16 protein-coding genes are annotated in these 19451 nt (G+C 62.9%); 6 read left to right on the top strand and 10 right to left on the bottom strand.

Translation table 11 applies throughout. From position 1 onward, the window contains the following. The first annotated feature begins 4 nt into the window (after positions 1-4). From nuoN to PSH86_RS19690, 3 genes are all read left to right on the top strand, one after another. Positions 5-1468: an NADH-quinone oxidoreductase subunit NuoN gene (nuoN, locus tag PSH86_RS19680; RefSeq protein WP_109755563.1), complete on the top strand. Its 1464-nt coding sequence runs from the start codon at positions 5-7 to the stop codon at positions 1466-1468. Between the two features lie 188 nt (positions 1469-1656). After that, the gene (locus tag PSH86_RS19685; protein ID WP_305484434.1) at positions 1657-2766 is read left to right on the top strand and encodes an NAD(P)/FAD-dependent oxidoreductase; all 1110 of its coding nucleotides are present in this window, start codon (positions 1657-1659) and stop codon (positions 2764-2766) included. 193 nt (positions 2767-2959) lie between these two features. Then, a complete protein-coding gene (locus PSH86_RS19690; RefSeq protein ID WP_109755564.1) occupies positions 2960-3436 on the top strand; it encodes a hemerythrin domain-containing protein in 477 nt (158 codons plus the stop codon). A gap of 57 nt (positions 3437-3493) precedes the next feature. On the opposite strand, the gene PSH86_RS19695 is transcribed toward PSH86_RS19690, so the two are convergent. From PSH86_RS19695 to PSH86_RS19725, 7 genes are all read right to left on the bottom strand, one after another. Continuing rightward, positions 3494-4372 carry a LysR family transcriptional regulator gene (locus PSH86_RS19695; protein ID WP_212801153.1) on the bottom strand — a complete coding sequence of 293 codons (879 nt, stop codon included), beginning with the start codon at positions 4370-4372 and terminating at the stop codon, positions 3494-3496. A 267-nt stretch (positions 4373-4639) separates the two neighbouring features. Continuing rightward, positions 4640-5269 (bottom strand): isochorismate family cysteine hydrolase YcaC, encoded by a 630-nt coding sequence (gene ycaC, locus PSH86_RS19700; RefSeq protein ID WP_003203400.1) that lies wholly within the window; start codon positions 5267-5269, stop codon positions 4640-4642. A gap of 142 nt (positions 5270-5411) precedes the next feature. Further along, positions 5412-7250: an amidohydrolase gene (locus PSH86_RS19705; RefSeq protein ID WP_024617381.1), complete on the bottom strand. Its 1839-nt coding sequence runs from the start codon at positions 7248-7250 to the stop codon at positions 5412-5414. Positions 7251-7368: 118 nt separating this feature from the next. Beyond that, entirely contained in the window at positions 7369-8007 is a 639-nt protein-coding gene (locus tag PSH86_RS19710) for an antibiotic biosynthesis monooxygenase (RefSeq protein WP_212801154.1), read from the bottom strand. Further along, the gene (locus tag PSH86_RS19715) at positions 8000-8413 is read right to left on the bottom strand and encodes a DoxX family protein (RefSeq protein ID WP_305484438.1); all 414 of its coding nucleotides are present in this window, start codon (positions 8411-8413) and stop codon (positions 8000-8002) included. Before PSH86_RS19715 ends, PSH86_RS19710 begins: the two co-directional genes overlap by 8 nt. After that, the gene (locus PSH86_RS19720) at positions 8410-9357 is read right to left on the bottom strand and encodes a LysR family transcriptional regulator (RefSeq protein ID WP_305484440.1); all 948 of its coding nucleotides are present in this window, start codon (positions 9355-9357) and stop codon (positions 8410-8412) included. Before PSH86_RS19720 ends, PSH86_RS19715 begins: the two co-directional genes overlap by 4 nt. A 70-nt stretch (positions 9358-9427) precedes the next feature. Further along, a complete protein-coding gene (locus PSH86_RS19725; RefSeq protein WP_109755570.1) occupies positions 9428-10249 on the bottom strand; it encodes an alpha/beta fold hydrolase in 822 nt (273 codons plus the stop codon). A 346-nt stretch (positions 10250-10595) separates the two neighbouring features. Here PSH86_RS19725 and PSH86_RS19730 point away from each other — a divergent pair, with 346 nt between their 5' ends. Next, positions 10596-13400 carry a winged helix-turn-helix domain-containing protein gene (locus PSH86_RS19730; RefSeq protein WP_305484442.1) on the top strand — a complete coding sequence of 935 codons (2805 nt, stop codon included), beginning with the start codon at positions 10596-10598 and terminating at the stop codon, positions 13398-13400. On the opposite strand, the gene PSH86_RS19735 is transcribed toward PSH86_RS19730, so the two are convergent. Further along, positions 13347-14837 carry a winged helix-turn-helix domain-containing protein gene (locus PSH86_RS19735; protein ID WP_109755572.1) on the bottom strand — a complete coding sequence of 497 codons (1491 nt, stop codon included), beginning with the start codon at positions 14835-14837 and terminating at the stop codon, positions 13347-13349. The genes PSH86_RS19730 and PSH86_RS19735 overlap by 54 nt on opposite strands. 183 nt (positions 14838-15020) lie before the next feature. Next, positions 15021-15971: a GlxA family transcriptional regulator gene (locus tag PSH86_RS19740; RefSeq protein WP_109755573.1), complete on the bottom strand. Its 951-nt coding sequence runs from the start codon at positions 15969-15971 to the stop codon at positions 15021-15023. A 326-nt stretch (positions 15972-16297) separates the two neighbouring features. On the opposite strand from PSH86_RS19740, the gene PSH86_RS19745 reads away from it, so the two are divergent. Beyond that, positions 16298-17020, top strand: coding sequence for a pirin family protein (locus PSH86_RS19745; RefSeq protein ID WP_305484446.1), 723 nt, complete (start codon positions 16298-16300; stop codon positions 17018-17020). Between the two features lie 133 nt (positions 17021-17153). Here PSH86_RS19745 and PSH86_RS19750 read toward each other — a convergent pair whose 3' ends face one another. Next, positions 17154-18029: a LysR family transcriptional regulator gene (locus tag PSH86_RS19750; protein WP_109755576.1), complete on the bottom strand. Its 876-nt coding sequence runs from the start codon at positions 18027-18029 to the stop codon at positions 17154-17156. Between the two features lie 111 nt (positions 18030-18140). Here PSH86_RS19750 and PSH86_RS19755 point away from each other — a divergent pair, with 111 nt between their 5' ends. Then, the gene (locus PSH86_RS19755) at positions 18141-19337 is read left to right on the top strand and encodes a YbfB/YjiJ family MFS transporter (RefSeq protein ID WP_305484449.1); all 1197 of its coding nucleotides are present in this window, start codon (positions 18141-18143) and stop codon (positions 19335-19337) included. Positions 19338-19451: the final 114 nt, after the last annotated feature.

A 19451-nucleotide genomic window follows, 5' to 3' on the forward strand; every position in this document is an offset into this window, starting at 1 on the left:
CGCTATGGAATTCACGATTCAACACTTTATCGCGCTTGCGCCGCTGTTGATCACCAGCGCCACGATCATCGTGGTGATGCTGGCAATCGCCTGGCGCCGCAATCACTCACAGACCTTCCTGCTGTCGGTGGCGGGGCTGAACCTGGCCCTGCTGTCGATTCTGCCGGCCCTGAAAGTCGCGCCCCTGGCGGTCACGCCGTTGATGCAGATCGACAGCTTCGCCTGCCTCTACATGGCGTTGATCCTGGTCGCCACCCTGGCCTGTGTCACCCTCGCCCACGCCTACCTCGGCGATGGCGGCTCGGGTTACCCGGGCAACCGCGAAGAACTGTACCTGCTGATCCTGATGGCCGCCGCCGGTGGCCTGGTGCTGGTCAGCGCGCAGCACCTGGCCAGCCTGTTCATCGGCCTGGAACTGCTGTCGGTACCGGTCTACGGCCTGGTGGCCTACGCCTTCTTCAACAAGCGCTCCCTGGAAGCCGGCATCAAGTACATGGTGCTGTCGGCGGCCGGTTCCGCGTTCCTGTTGTTCGGCATGGCCCTGCTCTACGCCGAAGCCGGCACCCTGAACTTCGTCGGCATCGGCCAGGCCCTGGCGGCCACCGGCCTGCCTAGCCCGATCGCACAACTGGGCCTGGGCATGATGCTGATCGGCCTGGCGTTCAAGCTGTCGCTGGTACCGTTCCACCTCTGGACCCCGGACGTCTACGAAGGCGCCCCGGCGCCGGTGGCGGCGTTCCTGGCCACCGCGTCGAAAGTGGCAGTGTTCGCGGTGATGGTGCGGCTGTTCCAGATCTCGCCAGTGGCCAGCAGCGGTGTGCTGAGCAACGTACTGACCATCATCGCCATCGCGTCGATCCTGTTCGGTAACCTGCTGGCACTGACTCAAAGCAACCTCAAGCGTCTGCTGGGTTACTCGTCCATCGCTCACTTCGGTTACCTGCTGATCGCTCTGATCGCCAGCAAGGGCCTGGCCGTGGAAGCCATCGGCGTGTACCTGGTCACCTACGTGATCACCAGCCTCGGCGCCTTCGGCGTGATCACCCTGATGTCCTCGCCGTACAACGGCCGCGACGCTGATGCCCTGTACGAATATCGCGGCCTGTTCTGGCGCCGTCCGTACCTGACCGCCGTGCTGACCGTGATGATGCTGTCCCTGGCCGGTATCCCGCTGACCGCCGGCTTCATCGGCAAGTTCTACATCATCGCCACCGGCGTCGAGGCTCACCAATGGTGGCTGGTCGGCTCCCTGGTGCTGGGCAGTGCCATCGGCGTGTTCTACTACCTGCGCGTCATGGTCACCCTGTACCTGATGGAACCGAACCTGCGTCGCCACGATGCCGAGTTGCACTGGGAGCAAAAGGCAGGCGGCGTGATGCTGCTGGCCATCGCCGTGTTGGCGTTCTTCCTCGGTGTGTACCCGCAGCCGTTGCTGACCCTGGTCCAGCAGGCAGGCCTGACGGGCTGATCGCCTGGACACTGTAGCCAATCGAAAAAGCCCGTATCGCGAGATACGGGCTTTTTTTTTGGCTGATGAAAACCAAAGCCCTGCGCACCGAGCAACGTGGAATCCATCCAGGCGACATGACGTCCAAATGCTCCAGCAGGGCTATCCTTGAGACCAGCCAACAGGCACGTGTTGAAGGAGAGATGCGGTTGAAAGTCGATTTTGAATGCGTGGTCGTGGGTGCTGGGGTTGTCGGGCTTGCCGTGGCTCGGGAGATGGCCCGGGCTGGTCACGAGGTGCTGCTGATCGAGGCGGGTGAAGCCATCGGCATGGGCATCAGTTCGCGCAACTCCGAAGTCATTCATGCCGGCATCTATTACCCAACGGGTAGCCTCAAGGCGCAGTTGTGCGTCGAAGGTCGGCACAGGTTGTATGACTATTGTGAGCACCACGGTGTCGAGACCCGCCGCCTCGGCAAGTTGATCGTTGCCAAGGACGAGACGCAGAAGGCCGGGCTCAACGCCCTGTTCGAACGAGGCCTGGCCAATGGCGTGGATGATCTGCGCTTACTCGATCGGCATCAGGCGCTGGAACTGGAGCCCGCCCTGGCGTGCGTCGCCGCGCTGTATTCGCCCTCCACCGGTATCGTCGATTCCCACGCCTTGATGTTGGCCTTGCAGGGTGACGCCGAAGCGGCCGGGGCAACTCTCGCGTTTCATACGCCTCTGTCGAGCGCACGGATCAGTGCCGACGGCTTTCTGCTGGAGTTGGGCGGCACGGCGCAGATGAGCCTGTCCTGCCGCCGACTGATCAACGCCGCCGGCCTACAGGCACCCGCCCTCGCCCGCCGCATCGACGGCCTGGCGCCGCAAACGGTGCCCGACGACCACCTCTGCAAGGGCAACTACTTCAGCCTGGCCGGACGGGCGCCGTTCCGACACCTGGTCTACCCCGCGCCGGAAGCCGCCGGCCTGGGCATCCATATGACCCTGGACCTGGCGGGCCAGGCGCGTTTCGGCCCCGATGTCGAATGGGTCGAGCGCGAAGACTACCGAGTCGACCCGGCCCGGGCCGAAGCCTTCTACCCGGCGATCCGCAATTACTGGCCAGACCTGCCGGACCAGAGCCTGCAACCGAGCTATAGCGGCCTGCGTCCGAAAATCTCCGGCCCGGGCGAGCCTGCCCGTGACTTTCTCATCAGCAGCCCAGCCGAACATCAGGTTCCGGGATTGATCAACCTGTTCGGGATTGAATCGCCAGGGCTGACCTCCTGCCTGGCGATTGCCACACGGGTCCGGCAACTGATTGCAAGCGTTTAGCCATAGCGCAAAGTGCAAGGCGTTTTCCCCAGCCTCTTGCAGCTTGCACGAACATAAAACCAGCGACAAATTCAACCAATTGTTTTTAAACAACTTTTTATTAAGGCCCAACTGGCACGGCTGATGCAATTTACCTCTTACACGGCGTTGGCGCTTGAAGCCAACCCGTAACCGTGAATTGCCTGGAGCTACTATGAACGCCATCGACCTGTTGAAAGCCGACCATGAACGCGTCAAAGCCATCCTGACTCAACTGAGCGAGTCGACCGACCGCGCCGTGAAAAAACGCACTGACTTGTTGGCGAAACTGGAAATGGAAATTTCCATCCACACCCGCCTGGAAGAAGAAATTCTTTACCCGGCTTTCAAGCAGGCAGGGGGCAAGGACGAGGCCGAAATGTATTACGAGGCCAAGGAAGAACACCGCACCGTCGACTCACTGGTACTACCGGACCTGAAAACCACCGATCCAACCCAACCGGAATTCGCCGGTCGAGTGAAAGTGGTCAAGGAACTGCTTGAGCACCACATTGAGGAAGAAGAAAAAGAAATGTTCCCCCTCGCGAAAAAACTGCTGGGCAAGGCAAAACTCGATGCCCTGGGTGCAGACATGGAAACCATGAAAGCGCAGTACAAAAAAGAACTGAGCAGCGCCAACCTCGCCGCCTGATCTAAAGCGCCGTGGATGCTTCAGCCGTCATGGGACGGCTGAATGCGTCACGGCGCTTTACTGCATTTGTTCACGCAAGAATTCCACCAACGCCTGCACCGGGCGTGCACTTTGCCGATGCTGGGGATATACCGCCGACAGCGCCAACGGTTCGGTCTCGAAGCCTTTCAAGACCTGGACGAGTCGCCCATCCTTCAAGGCATCGCCCAGGATGAACGTCGGCAGATAGGTGATGCCCATGCCGGCAATGGCCGCGTCCCTGAGCAAATCACCATTATTGGCGCGCATGCGTCCTGTGACCTCCAAGGTCAGTAGTTTGCCAGCGCCCACGAAACGCCACTGCACCTGGCGGCTGTGACCATAGGGCAAACAGTCGTGGTTGCGCAGGTCTTCGGGCCGCGCGGGTGTGCCTCGTTGTGCCAGGTAGGTCGGGCTGGCGCAATACACCCGTTCGATGGTGGCGATGCGCCGGGCAATCAGCGTCGAATCCTCAAGCACACCGATGCGCAGCGCCAGGTCGTAGCCCTCCCCCAGCAGGTCCACCGAGCGGTCGCTCAGGTCCACCTCGACGCTGACGCCCGGATAGCGTTGCAGAAACAAAGGCAACAAGCTGCCCAGGTGCGCCATGGCGAAGGACAGCGGCGCGCTGAGGCGGATGGTGCCGCGGGGCTCGCTGGTCTGGCCGCTGATGCCCTGCTCCACTTGTTCGACTTCATTGAGCAGGCGCAGTGCCGCTTCGTAGTAGCGCTGGCCCAGGGGCGTCACGTCGAGCCGGCGGGTCGAGCGATTGAGCAGGCGCACGCCCAGGCGCTGCTCCAGCTCCATGAGCTTGCGACTGACGAACTGCTTCGACAGCCCCAGTTTGTCCGCCGCAGCGGTGAAACTGCCCGACTCCATGACCTGGGCAAAGATGCGCATTTCTTCGAAGGGGTTCATTGTCATTCCAGGGTGGACAGTCAAGGTGAACTGTTGGGCATTGTGGTTGGGATGAGACAGGTTGGGAAGGTGTCGCATGTGCTGCTGTCATCGCGAGCAGGCTCGCTCCCACAAGGGGTTCGTGGTGAACATGGAGCCCGAGAACACTCGATGACATTGTGGGAGCGAGCCTGCTCGCGATGACGGCAGATCAGTTTGCCGAAACATTGATGGCTGGCACAAAAACGCCCGCACAAGGCGGGCGTCGTCCAGCAGTAACCGCCATGCTTACTTGGCCGTCAGCGCCGAGTAGCTGTTCATCAGGTTACGGTAGTTCGGAATGCGCTGGGACAACAGGTTGCCCAGGCCTTCGATGTCGTTGCGCCAGTCGCGGTGCAGCTCACAGGCCACCGAGAACCAGTTCATCATCTGCGCGCCGGCAGCGGTCATGCGCACCCAGGCGGCCTGTTGCACGGTTTCGTTGAATGTGCCCGAGGCGTCGGTGACGACGAATACATCGAAACCTTCGGCCAGTGCCGATAGGGTCGGGAACGCCACGCAGACATCGGTCACCACGCCGGCGATGATCAGTTGCTTGCGGCCGGTGGCCTTGATCGCCTTGACGAAATCTTCGTTGTCCCAGGCATTGATCTGGCCTGGACGCGGGATGTACGGCGCGTCCGGAAACATTTCCTTGAGTTCCGGCACGATCGGGCCGTTGGGACCTTTTTCGAAGCTGGTGGTCAGGATGGTCGGCAGTTCGAAGAACTTCGCCAGGTCGGCCAAAGCCAATACGTTGTTCTTGAACTCGTTCGGCGAGAAGTCCTGGACCAGGGAAATCAGGCCGGTCTGGTGATCGACCAGCAGGACGACCGCGTCGTCTTTGTTCAGACGGTTGTAGGCGGGAACGTTGCTCATGGGATGACTCCTTTGGGATGGATGTTTCAAAAACTGTGGGAGCGAGCCTGCTCGCGATAGCGGAGTGTCAGGCGACGGCGATGTTGAATGTTCCACCGCCATCGCGAGCAGGCTCGCTCCCACAAGGGATGTGTTGTGTCAGTCAGAAGGCAAAACAGGAGCAGCCAAACGCGCCCCAGAAACCTTGGAAATCGCTGACCGGCACGTTCGACAGCCGCGCCCGTTCATGGCTGTGGGCGTGCACCGTGCACGGACCGCTGCACTGGTGAACCTGCGCCTGCAACGGGGAAGTCGGGCGCCAATGGCCCGGGACCTTGACCACCGGCGACCAGTCCGGCAGCACCGGGACGCTGGCCGGGCCGAGTTTTTCGAAGTCGCCGGCGGCGTACACCACCTTGCCGTCCACCACGGTCAGCACCGACTCGATCCACTTGATGGCTTCTTCCTCGACGCTGAAGAAGTCCGCGCTCAGGGCCGCCAGGTCCGCCAGTTGGCCAACCTTGATCTGGCCTTTCTTGCCCTGCTCCGAGGAGAACCAGGCGCTGCCATGGGTGAACAGCTCCAGCGCGGTCAGGCGCGGCAGGCCTTCTTCGTGCAACGAGAGGCCGCCGACGGTGCGGCCGCTGACCATCCAGTACAGTGAGGTCCAAGGGTTATAGCTCGACACCCGGGTAGCGTCGGTGCCGGCGCCCACCGGCACGCCTTCGGCGAGCATGCGCTTGATCGGTGGCGTGGCTTCGGCGGCCTTGGCGCCGTAGCGGTCGACGAAGTATTCACCCTGGAAGGCCATGCGATCCTGGATCGCGATACCACCGCCCAGCGCCCGCACGCGCTCGATGTTCTTCGGCGTGATGGTCTCGGCGTGGTCGAAGAACCACGGCAGGCCATTGAACGGAATGTCGCGGTTGACCTTCTCGAACACGTCGAGCATGCGGCTGATGGATTCGTCATAAGTGGCGTGCAAACGGAATGGCCAGCGCTGCTCCACCAGATGCCGGACCACCGGCTCCAGGTCCTGCTCCATGCCCGGCGGCAGGTCCGGACGCGGCTCGAGGAAGTCCTCGAAATCCGCCGCCGAGAACACCAGCATTTCCCCGGCGCCGTTGTGCCGCAGGAAATCGTCGCCCTGGTGCAACTTGACGCTGCCGGTCCAGTTCTTGAAGTCGCTGAGTTCTTCCTTGGGCTTCTGAGTGAACAGGTTGTAGGCGATGCGCACCGTCAACTGCTGCTCGCGGGCCAATTGTTCGATCACCGCGTAGTCGTCCGGGTAGTTCTGGAAACCGCCGCCGGCATCGATGGCACTGGTCAGGCCCAGGCGATTGAGTTCACGCATGAACTGGCGCGTGGAGTTGACCTGATATTCCAGCGGCAGCTTCGGCCCTTTGGCCAGCGTCGAATAAAGGATCATCGCGTTAGGCCGTGCCACCAGCATGCCGGTGGGCTCACCCTTGCTGTCACGCACGATCTCACCGCCTGGCGGGTTCGGCGTGTCACGGGTGTAGCCGGCCACCCGCAGCGCGGCACGGTTGAGCAAGGCGCGGTCATACAGATGCAAGACGAACACCGGGGTGTCGGGAGCCGCCTGGTTGAGTTCTTCCAGGGTCGGCATACGTTTTTCGGCGAACTGGAATTCGTTCCAGCCGCCCACCACGCGCACCCATTGCGGCGTCGGTGTGCGGTCGGCCTGGTCCTTGAGCATGCGCAAGGCATCGGCCAGGGACGGCACGCCTTCCCAGCGCAGTTCGAGGTTGTAGTTCAGGCCACCGCGGATCAGGTGCAGGTGCGAGTCGTTGAGCCCGGGGATGACGGTGCGGCCCTTGAGATCGATGACTTGGGTGCCGCTGCCGCGCAGGGCCATGGCCTCGGCGTCGGTCCCTACCGCGACGAAACGCCCCTGGCTGATGGCGACCGCACTGGCGCGGGGCTTTTCACGGTCGACGGTATGGAACTGGCCATTGAACAGAATCAGATCGGCGTTCATCGGATTTCCTTCTGGATGAGTAGAGGCAAGGGACAGCCGCGGCCAGAAAGCCGCCGCAGCACTGAGCAAGGACCCGGCGGCGAGCAATTGGCGGCGCAACGGATCAGTTGGGTCGTCCTTATTGGCCATGGCCGGGCTCCAAATGTTCGTGGGCTTTGGAGGCCTCAAGCCAAGGTGCGAACAAACGGGTCGCCAGCGGCATGCACACGTACACCACCGAGAGCACGATGGTCAGGGTGATCAGGAACGTCGCCACCACGTAGTTGGAAAGAAAGGCGTTGAGTTGCAGCAACGGCCCCCAGATCAGCGGCACCAGCAAGGTGTGCGGCAGAATCACCAGCAATGTCACCACGGCCTGCTTCCAGCGCGGCGGCGGTGTGGCCGCATCGGCCAGCGGGGTGAACCAGAATTCCTTGTGCGCCCCGACTTCGGTCTGATCACCGTCAGCCAGCAACGGCGTGGCCTCCTCCACCAGCTCGCGGCGCTCCGGGGAATCCAGCCAGCGTTGCATGGCCTCGGTGGAGCAGAAACGCAGCACGCAAGTGAACAGCGCCAGCCCGCCCTGCTTGCCGCGCACCACATCCACTCCCAAGTGCCCCGGCCACTGGGCGGCGACACGCACCGTGCGACGCAACCAGGCCTCGTAGGCCGCGTCCTGGCCGGCCTTGATCCGGTGCTTGACCACCAGGGTCACGACTTCATCAAAGCCAGGTCTGGCCGGGCTCGCGGTGGATTCAACGGTTTGAGATTCAGACATGGCGAAGCACTCCAACAAAACGCGTGTTCATCGCCAGGCGTCCAGGCCCGGCGATGAATACGCTGGTAAATATGATCAGCAGCAACCAGCCGAACTGCCCTTCTTCCAGGCTCCACTGCGGGTGCACCACCAGCAGTGCCACGGCCAGCAGAAACAGGATCGGCAGGCACGCCAGGCGCACCAGCACACCGGCCATGATCAGCAGCGGACACAGCACCTCGGCGAAAATCGCCAGGACCAGGGTCGGCGCCGCGCCAAGGTGAAACGGGTCTTCGATGCGGGTCAGCTCGACGCTGTAATGCAACAGCTTCGGCAGCCCATGGACCCAGAGCAAAAACAGCGCACCACTCAGGCGCAGGAACAACAAGCCCAGATCCTGCAGGGAACGTTCGTCAGAGGTATTCATCGGTGAGCTCCGACCGGGTCCGCCAAGGCGGCCGCCGGCAACGGTTGGGACATGTGACTGGCAATACGCGAGCGCAACCAGCGCTCGGCCGGGTCGTTGTCATGCACGCCGCTCCAGACCATCGACAACTCAGCGGCATTGATCTCGAACGGCGGGTCCTCGGCCCGCAACGCGCAGCCTTCCACCAACGCGCAGGCGGCGTAGTCGGGCACGGTGGCGATCAGTTCGGTACCGGCCAGCAAAGCCCGCAACCCGCTGAACTGCGGCACCGCCAGCACGACTTTGCGGGCCCGGCCGATGCGGGCCAGGTCCAGGTCGATGTTGCCGCTCAAGTCGCCCGAGAACGAGACCATGGCGTGGGGCCGCGCACAGTATTCGTCCAGGGTCAGTGGCCCCGGGCGCTTGTCGCCGCGCAAGACCTTGCAAGGAATGTCCCGCAGTTTCTTGCGCTTGGCGTTGGCCGGCAGGTCGGTGGTGTAGCTGACCCCGACGCTGATTTCACCGCTGGCCAGCAGCGACGACATCAGCAGGAAATTGGCCCGGCGCACCACGACGATGATGCCCGGCGCTTCTTCACGCAGTTGGCTCAGCAATGGAGGAAACAGGCCGAACTCGGCATCGTCGGACAAACCAATGCGAAACACGTCGCAACTGGTGGACGGATCGAACGCCTTGGCCCGGCTGACCGCGCCGGAAATCGTGTCCATGGCCGGTTGCAGCTCTTGCAGGATCGCCAACGCGCGCGGAGTCGGTTCCATGCCGCGGCCGTGGCGGATCAGCAACGGATCATCGAACAGATCCCGCAAGCGTCCCAGCGCCGCGCTCACCGCCGGCTGGCCCATGAACAGCTTTTCGGCGACGCGGGTCAGGTTTTTCTCGAACATCAGTGCCTCGAAGATCACCAGCAGGTTCATGTCGAGACGGCGTAAATCGTTGCGGTTCATGGGTGTTATTCCTGTTGAATACCGATCCTGTGGGAGCGAGGCTGCTCGCTCCCACAGGTCTGCGGCTTGGTCAACCCTGGATGAACGCCAGCAGGTCCGCGTTCAATCGGTCCTTGTGGGTGTCGGTCAGGCCGTGGGGCGCGCCGGGGTAGACCAACAGCTGCGAGTTCTTGAGCAACTTGGCGGCGGCAATGCCGGCGGTTTCGATGGGGACCATCTGGTCGTCATCGCCATGGACCACCAGGGTCGGCACGTCGATGTTGCGCAGGTCTTCGGAAAGATCGGTCTCCGAGAACGCCTTGATGCAGTCGTAGGTGTTCTTGTGGCCGGCGAGCATGCCTTGCATCCAGAACCAGTCGATCATGCCTTGGGAGACTTTGGCGCCTGGACGGTTAGCACCGAAAAACGCGCTGGCCACATCTTTGTATAGCTGAGAACGGTCGGCCAAGGAGGCCTGGCGGAAGCCGTCGAACACTTCGATGGGCAGGCCGCCAGGGTTGGCCGGGGTCTTGAGCATCAGCGGCGTTACCGCCGAGATCAGGCCGAGTTTGGCGACACGGGCGGAGCCATGACGACCGATGTAGCGCGCCACTTCACCACCGCCGGTGGAGAAACCCAGCAGCACCGCATTCTTCAGCTCCAGGCGTTCGATCAGCTCGGCCAGGTCATCGGCGTAGGTGTCCATGTCATTGCCGTCCCAGGGCTGGCTGGAGCGCCCGTGCCCGCGGCGGTCATGGGCGATCACCCGGTAGCCGTTGGACGCCAGGAACATCATCTGCGCCTCCCAACTGTCCGAGTTCAACGGCCAGCCGTGGCTGAAGACCACCGGTTGACCACTGCCCCAATCCTTGTAGTAAATCTCGGTGCCGTCGCGGGTGATGAAGGTGCTCATGACATGACTCCTTGAGGTGGGTGGATCGCTTTATGGTCCGATCAGGAGAGGCATCTGCGTGAGTTAAACGTTGTTAATTTTTTTGGAACTGGGAGCTTTTGTGGCGAGGGAGCTTGCTCCCGCTGGGCTGCGCAGCAGCCCCAGGACTGTCACCTCGGTGTGCCAGATTGATGGGAGATGCGGCCTTTTGGGGCCGCTTCGCGACCCAGCGGGAGCAAGCTCCCTCGCCACGAGGCTCGTCGACTGGAAGGCTGGGAGTAGAGCCTGCGCCGTTGCGCTTGAAGCCAAACCTGAGGAATATGCTCGGGTAAAGCCCAGGCATCGGGACCAGAACATTGAGAGCACCATGAGCCAATACCTCAGCTTGCCCGTCGAACAGACGGTGCATTTCGGCCCTTATCGGGTCCATCCGCGCCAGCGCCTGGTATTGGAGGGTGGGCAACCGTTGCGCCTGGGACGGCGGGCCGTGGAGATTCTGCTGGTGTTGCTCGAACACGCTGGCGAGGTGGTGAGCAAGCAGCAATTGATCGCCCGGGTCTGGCCCAGGAGCGTGGTGGAAGACACTAACCTGCGCGTGCACGTCGCGGCACTGCGCAAGGCTCTCGGGGATGGCCAGGCCGGGCAGCGCTACATCGTCACCGTGGCGCAGCGCGGTTATAGCTTTGTCGCGCCGCTGTCATTCGAACCCCTCGACCAGTTGGCGCATATCCCCCATCCGTCGTTGGCGCGCAACCTGCCGTTGCAGCGCACGCGCATGATCGGACGCCAGGCCCTGGTGGAAAACCTGGTGGCCCAGTTGCCACGAAAGCGTTTCATTACCCTGGTCGGCACCGGCGGCATCGGCAAGACCACCGTCGCCCTGCGGGTCGCTGAACGGCTGATCGGCCACTATCGTGACGGCACTCATCTGCTGGACCTGGCGTCGCTCAACGATGCGGCCATGATTGCCCCAAACCTGCGTGCATTGCTGGACCTGCCACTGCAGGACGGTGATCCGCTGGACGCCATCGCCCGCCAGCTCAAGGAGCGGCATCTGCTGCTGGTGATCGACAACTGCGAGCACCTGATCGACGCCATCGCCCAGCTCAGCGAAACCTTGCTGCGTGGCGCTCCCCACCTGCACATCCTGGCCACCAGCCGCGAAGGCCTGCGTGCCGAAGGCGAACACGTACAGCGCCTGGACGCCCTGGCGTTCCCGCCCCGGGAAATGCCCATCGAGGGTTATCCCGCCCTGGAGTACCCGGCGCTGCAACTGTTTGCCGAACGTGCGATGGCCAGCCGTGACGACTTCGAACTGACCGACCGCGAGGTGCCGTTGGTGATCGACATCTGCCAGCGACTGGACGGCATTCCCTTGGCCATTGAACTGGCCGCCGGACAACTCGACCGTTTCACCCTGGAGGAACTGCACCGGCAATTGCAAGACAGCGTCGCCCTGCTTCACAACGACACCGACGCCGCACCGCGCCAGCAAACCTTGCGCGCCACGCTGGACTGGAGCTTCGCGCTGCTCACGACGTGCGAGCAAACCTGCCTGCGCCGGCTGGCGGTGTTCATGGGCAGTTTCAACCTGGCCTCCGCCGCCGCGGTGATCATTGGCCAGCATGTCGCGCCCGACCAGGTGCTGGTGTCGATCAGCCAGTTGGTCGCCAAATCGTTGCTCAATGTAGAGATCGGCGATGAAGAGGTGCGCTATCGCCTGCTGGACACCACCCGCAGCTATGCCTTGGAGCGACTGACCGAAGCCGGCGAGCTGGCAGCGAGCCAGGAACGCCACGCCGAGCGCTGCCTGGCGCTCATGGGGCAGGCGGAAAACGATTGGGACAACACGCCCACCCGATTGTGGATCGCCCGCTACGCCGACTATCGCGACGACATCCGTGCGGCACTCGACCGAGGCCTGGGTCCGCAGGGTTCACACGCCGTGGCGATCCGCTTGACCGCCCGCACCCTGCCCCTCTGGCAGGAGCTGTCGCTGCTCAAGGAACATGGCCTCTACGTCAACAAGGCGTTGCAATTATTGCGGGCCAGCCCCGCTCCCTGCCCACGCTTGACCCTGGCCCTGGAACTGGCCCACGCCAGTTTCAACTACCACACCGAGGGAGGCACGCCGGCAACGGTCCGAGCCTTTGCCACCGCCCGGCAGTTGGCCCGGCAATGCCAGGACCTGGCCGGTGAGCTGCGGGCCGTGTCCGGGCAAATGACCGTCGACCTCAGCTGCGGCAACTACCAACAGGCCCTGGCACACAGCCTGGATTTCGACCGATTGGGCTTGCAGGGCGACCCGATCCTGTCCTTGAGCACTCAACGCCTGCGGGTGCTGGCGTTGCATTTCATCGGCGACCAGGGCGCGGCGCGGCGCGATGCCGAACAGGTGATCCAGCGCCTGGCCCAGAGCGGCCACCTCAGCCGTTTCAGCCACGGTTTCGGCGTGCAATACGACCAGAGCGTGGCCGCGCTGACGATTCTGGCACGCATCCTCTGGCTGCAAGGTTTTGCCGAAAAAGCCCGACGCACCGCCAACCTGGCGTTACAGATCGCCTTGCAGATCAACCACGGCATTTCGATCTGCTACACCCTGGCGCTGACCGGTTGCGTGATCGCCCACTACAACGGCGATCATTCGACCGCCCGGGAAAGGCTCGAGCTGTTGAAGCAGCAGGCCAAGAAACATTCGGTGATGCTGTTCCATGACTGGGCTTGCCATTACGCCTGCGCATTCGATGGCCAAGCCCTGGCAACGAGCTCGACGAGCGGACTGATCCAGGACATCGCCGTCACCCTGCGCAGCGACTTTGTCGTCCCGGCGCAAATCGAACGGGCGCGCAGTGGCGCCGCGGGTTGGTGTTCGGCGGAGATCCTGCGGGCCGACGCTGAAACCCTGCTGGCGCAGAACGAGCCGTCCCTCGTGAAGCCAGCCGAAGCACAACTGCTGGCTGCCCTGGCCGTGGCCCGTCGCCACAATGCCTTGGCCTGGGAACTGCGCAGCGCCACGTCCCTGGCGCGCTTGTGGCAACGCCAGGGGCAAGCCCACGCCGCGCAGGCGCTGCTTGGGCCCGTCTATCGACGCTTCACCGAAGGTTTCGACACCCCCGACTTATTGGAAGCCAGCGCGCTGCTCCAGGAGCTGACCCGCCGGTTGGGGCCTTGAAGGCCGGGCGCCCCAAGCACCTTGCAACACATAACGCCGATGAAACACAGGCCACTGACCACTGCGCCGCAATTTGTCCATGGCATAGGTGCGAATAGTGTGGAGCAGATAGAAGCGAACCCCTTCGGCGCGCGGCTCGACCATCAGCAGTGATACGCTCGCCAGCCTCGACAGCAGGCCGGGCAATGGTCCGACACTCAGTTCAGCGCAACTGATCACGGCCAGCGCAGCCTTGAGCGTGAACGGCCCCTCGAACACCGCCAGGCGCTGGAATACGGTTCGTTCGTCAGCGCTCAAACGTTCGAAACTCGAGTCCAGCACCGCTTCCAGGCTTCGGTGTCGAGCCACCGCCGTACGCCGCCCGTGACTCAAGAGTGACAAACCGTAATCCAATTGCTCCAGGACCCCCGCCACTCCCAAGGCATCGACCTGGGCCGCCGCCAGTTCCAACGCCAGTGGCAACCCGTCCAGGCGCTGGCAAATCTGTGCAAGGATCGGCCAGTCGCGACTACCCGGCTTGAACCCCTGCTGCCGGGCGCCCACCCGCTCGATCAGTAACTGCACCGCCGGGCACGCCTCGATCTGGTGCTCAGGTTCCTGGGGCGACGCCACGGCCAGCCCCGGCAGGGACACCAGCCTTTCATCCGGCAAGTCCAAGGCTTCGCGACTGCTGAGCAACACCGACACCCCAGGCGCCGCTGCAGCCAGTGCCTGGACCAGTTCCCGACAGCCATCGAGCACCTGCTCGCAACCGTCGAGCACCAGCAACATCCGACAGGGTTCGAGGCAGCGGACCAAAGAACCGTGCCCCAGGCCCAGCACGCCGGCCACCTGCGCCATCACTTGCGCGGGATCGCCGGCAGCCACCAGGTCAACGAACCAGGCACCGTCGTCAAAATGCTCGAGCAGCAGCTCCGCCACCCGCAACACCACGGTCGTCTTGCCAACCCCGCCCGGGCCGACCACGGTGGTCAGGGGTTGATGGGGTACTTGCGCCAGTAGCCGCCCCAGGACTTTGTCACGACCGACCACCGGGCTCAGGCGGGCGGGCAGGTTGTGCCGTTCGACCCGGCAGCTGAAAGGCGACTCGACGCCCCCTTGCGCCGCCAGGGGCAACGCAAGGCAATAGCCTTGCCGAGGATGATTGAGGATATAGCGAGCGCCGTCCCGGCCGTCACCGAAAGCCCGCCGCAGCGCCGCGATGTGCACCCGCAGGTTGATGTCCTCCACGACGCTGTCAGGCCACACCTGTGCAATGAGTGTCTGCTTACTGACATAGCGGCCGGCATGCTCCACCAGCACCTGCAAAACATCCAGGGCGCGGCCGCCCAGCGCGATGGGCTGGCCGTCACGGGTGACCAGCCGCTGCTGCCGGTGGAAGACGAACGGACCGAAGCTCAGCGCCGGCTCGCTGTCGGGTTTGACGAAACTGTTCATGGGCGATCCAGCGCCGGATAACCGGTCCGGGCATCAGTGTGCGGATCAACGAACACGTCTGCCCCGGCTCCCGCGCATCCTTTCCAAAGGGTTCGCCGTTATCTTGGCAGGCACAGGCTTCAGGACAATGCTGGCACAGGGAGCACCACGGACATCACGGTGCCCTGGACGGACACCGATGGCTCAACTGAACTGCTGACGATATTGCACCGGGGTCAGGCCGAGCTTTTCACTGAACAAAAAGCGCATGTGCCGGACACTGCCAAACCCACTGCGAAACGCCACGGTCTTGAGGGGCAGGTCGGTGGTCTCCAGCAACTGACGCGCCCGGTCGATGCGCGCGCCCTGCAGGAACTCCATGGGCGTCATCTTCACTTCACGGGCGAAGACCCGGGCGAAATGCCGCGCGCTCATGGCGGCCAACGCGGCCATGCGCTCGATGGTGAAGGGTTCTTCCAGATGTTCCATCACATGATTCTGCACCCGGGTAATGGCCGACTCCTGCGTCGACACCGCCGCCACCGAGGGGCTGAACTGCGCCTGTCCGCCCTGGCGTTTCATCACCACCAGCAACACCTTGGCCACGTCCAACGCCACTTTGCGGCCATGGTCCTGGGCGACGATGGACAGGGCCAGGTCGATCCCGGCGGTAACGCCGCCAGAGGTGATCAGGCGCCGGTCCTGCAGGAATATCTTGTCGGTCTCGACCACGGCCTTGGGGAATCGTTGGATCAGGCGTTCGGTGTAATGCCAGTGGGTGGTGACGCGATAACCGTCGAGCAAGCCCGCTTCACCGAGTACGAAGGCCCCGGTGCAGATGGAGCCGTAGCGCGTAGCCCGCTGCGCCGCGGCCCGCAGCCAGGTGTGCAATCCCGGATGCTGGTCGTTATAGGCCCCCGGCCCGCCCGGCACCAGCAACACGTCATAGGCCGCCCATGCCTGGTCGATATGGATATCGGCCAGCACCGTCACGCCGTTGGACGCCCGCAACGGCCCGCGCTCGGTCCCCAGGGTCAGCAGTTGATAACGCTGTTCCGCTGCCAGGTAGCGATTGGCGATGGAAAACACCTCGAGAGGCCCGGACATGTCGAGCAGCAGAAAATCCGGGAACAGCACCATTGCAACGGTTTTCATCGAGAAAGACGCCAAAAAAATCCAGAAACTGTAAATACCCCCTGTGGGAGCGAGCTTGCTCGCGATAGCGGTAGGTCAGTCGCACTGGTGCTTGGCTGATCCAACGCCATCGTGAGCAGGCTCGCTCCCACAGGTTTTGTGTGGCTCAAAAACCTCAGCATTATGTCGAAGCGAAGCATCTGCCGGTAGGCATTCTCTATTGTCTACTCAAACAGGACAGTCTTTCGTTTTTCACCTACTTATTGAATATCCTGATAAACATTAACCTTCTTCTGAACTCGGCGAACGGCCCCAGCCGTCGCCCATAAACATCAGGAGAAATCATCATGCTGACCCTTCGCAAAGCTTCGGACCGCGGCATCGCCCGTCACGGCTGGCTGACCTCGTTCCACACTTTCTCTTTTGCCAGCTACCGCGACCTCAACCAACAGGGCTTCTCCGACCTGCTGGTCATCAACGATGACCGGGTCGCCGCGGCCAAGGGCTTCGGCCAGCATCCCCACCGGGACATGGAGATCTTTTCCTATGTGCTCGAAGGGGCGCTGGAACACAAGGACACCCTGGGCACGGGCTCGGTCATTCGCCCCGGTGACGTGCAATTGATGAGCGCCGGCAGCGGCGTGGCCCACAGCGAGTTCAACCACAGTGCGGACGAGCCGGTGCACTTCCTGCAGATCTGGATCGTGCCCAACGTCAGCGGCGCCACGCCACGCTATCAACAGGAGCATTTCAGCCGTGAGCAGAAACAGGGTCGCCTGCAATTGATCATCTCCCCGGATGGCGCCGACGGCTCGCTCCAGGTGCGCCAGGATGCACGGGTCTACGCCGGGTTGTTCGATGGCGAGCAAAGCGCCACCCTGCCCCTGGCCCCGGATCGCTATGCCTACGTGCATGTCGCCCGAGGCACTGTCGAGCTCAACGGCGTGCCGTTACAGGAAGGTGATGGCGTGCGCGTGCGCGAGGAGCAGGTCCTGACCTTGAGTAACGGCCAGGATGCCGAGGTGCTGGTGTTCGATCTGCGGCCGCAGGAACTGCCACAGATGCCATGACAGCCGTGTCTATGCCTGCCCCCACTGTGGGAGCGAGCCTGCTCGCGATAGCGGCCTGTCATTCAATATCAACGCTGAATGACCCTACGCCATCGCGAGCAGGCTCGCTCCCACATTGGACCTCATGACCGCTTCACTCATTCTCCAGCGCAAACACCTCGACAATCTCATCGATTACCGCCCGCACCCGTGCGGTATGGCGCAGGTCCGCGTGGGTGACCAGCCATACCTCGTAAGGCAGCGGGCGCGTGCGTTCCGGCCAGATCCTCAGCAGCCCGTCACGCTCCCCCATATACACCGGGATTTCCCCCACGCCGATGCCCGCGGCAATCGAACGGCGCACCAACAGGCTCGAACTCAGGCTTGCCACGATCCGCCCGCGGTTGATCGGCTCGCAGACCAGGGTAAAGTCCTTGCTGCCCTGCAAGTAGGGCTGGTAGACCACCAGGTCATGGCCTTCGAATTCACTGCCGGGCGACGGCAGGCCATGGGCATCGACATAGGCCCGGGACGCGAACAGCCCCACCGGCCAACGCGCGATCCGCCGGGCGATCAGGTCAGGGTTGTCGGGCCGGGTGTTGCGTACGGCAATGTCCGCCTCCCGCTTGACCAGGCTGAGTATCTGCGTGGAAGCATCCAGCTGCACGCGCACATCAGGGTGCCGTCCATGCAAGCGGGCAATGGCGGGAATCAGGAAATCGATGGCCAATGAGTCGGTAGTGGCAACCCGGACATTGCCAATCAGACGATCATCCAGGCCCTGGATCCGGCGCTCCAATTCCAGCGCCGAATGCTCCATCTTCTCCACCGCCTCGAGTGCCGCCTCGCCGACGGCTGTCAATGCGTAACCGTCAGGGGTGCGCAGGAACAACGCGGCACTCAGGGATTTCTCCAACGCCGTGATGCGCCGCCCCACAGTCGCCTGATCCACCCCCAATGCCCGCGCGGCACCACGCAAGGTCGACGCCCGGCAAACAGCAAGAAACACCCGCGCATCATCCCAATTCATCTGCCTCTCCAGTGATGCAAATCTGCATCACATTGCCGCGAAATCGCTGCATAAACGCAGCAACGATAGCCGATATGCTGGGCGCCATAAACCCTTCACAGGATCGCTGTCATGACCACTCCATCCGCTGCGCTCGACTCCGCGCCCACGGGCATCTGGTTACCCATCTTCGCCGGCCTCTGTGCCAGCCTCGTCAGCATCGGCCTGGCGCGTTTCGCCTACACGCCGCTGATCCCTTCGTTGATCGAGGCCCATTGGTTTTCGGCCAATGACGTGGTCTACCTGGGGGCGGCGAATCTGGTCGGATACCTGGTCGGCGCCCTGCTCGGCCGTCCCATGGCCCACCGACTGACCAACAGGAACGCCTTGCGGCTGATGATGCTGGCCGTGACCGGCGCGTTTTTCGCCTGTGCTTTCCCGCTTTCGGTCACCTGGTACTTCGCCTGGCGGCTACTGTCGGGAATCGCCGGCGGCGCCATCATGGTACTGGTGGCGGCGACCGTATTGCCCCATGTGCCGGCGGCGCGCAAAGGGTTGGCCAGTGGTGCGATTTTCCTTGGCATCGGCCTTGGCATCGCCGGTTCGGGAACGATTGTGCCACCGCTCTTGAGCCTCGGCTTGCAAGCCACCTGGCTGGGGCTCGGCGCCCTGTCACTGGTACTGACCGGGCTGAGCTGGTTTGGCTGGCCCCAGGACACGGCGCATGTGGCAGCCAGCGCTGCGCCCGACGCCCCCATGCCTGCGGCTGTCTTCCGATTGTTCGCCCAGTACGCCTTCATGGCCGCCGGGCTCGTGCCTGCGATGGTTTTTTTGGTGGACTACGTGGCCCGCGGCCTCGGGGCCGGTGCACATGTCGGGGCACTGGTCTGGGTCATGTATGGCCTCGGGGCGATTATCGGGCCAGTGAGCTATGGCTTTCTCGCCGATCACCTGGGTGCGCGCAGGAGCATTCAACTGGTGCTACTCGTGCAGGCAATTGCCCTCGGCTTGCTGGCGATTTCACAAACCTTCATGGCGTTGGCGCTACTGGCGGTAGTCATTGGTTCTTTCCCACCGGGCATTGTGCCCTTGGCCCTGGCCCGGGTGCATGAACTGATACCCAACCATCATCGCCAACAACTCGCCTGGAGTCGTGCCACGGTTTCATTCGCGACCTTCCAGGCGGTCGCCGGGTTTGCCTATTCAGCACTGTTCAATGCCAGTGGCGGACATCACGCTTTGCTTTTCCTGATTTCCGCAGGGGCCATTCTTGTTGCACTGACGCTCGACTTCACGCCATGGGGCAATTCGAAAGTGCTGAACTCGTAAGCATTGAAGCCATTCAGACGAAAAACTTCTAAAAAAAGTCGGGTGACTTGGCGAATTCAAGCTTTGATCTATGGAGCGGCGAAGCATCTTGGACTGGCTTCACTCTCAGCCTGA

Origin of the sequence: Pseudomonas sp. FP2300, from assembly GCF_030687595.1 — a bacterium.
Taxonomy (GTDB): domain Bacteria; phylum Pseudomonadota; class Gammaproteobacteria; order Pseudomonadales; family Pseudomonadaceae; genus Aquipseudomonas; species Aquipseudomonas bijieensis.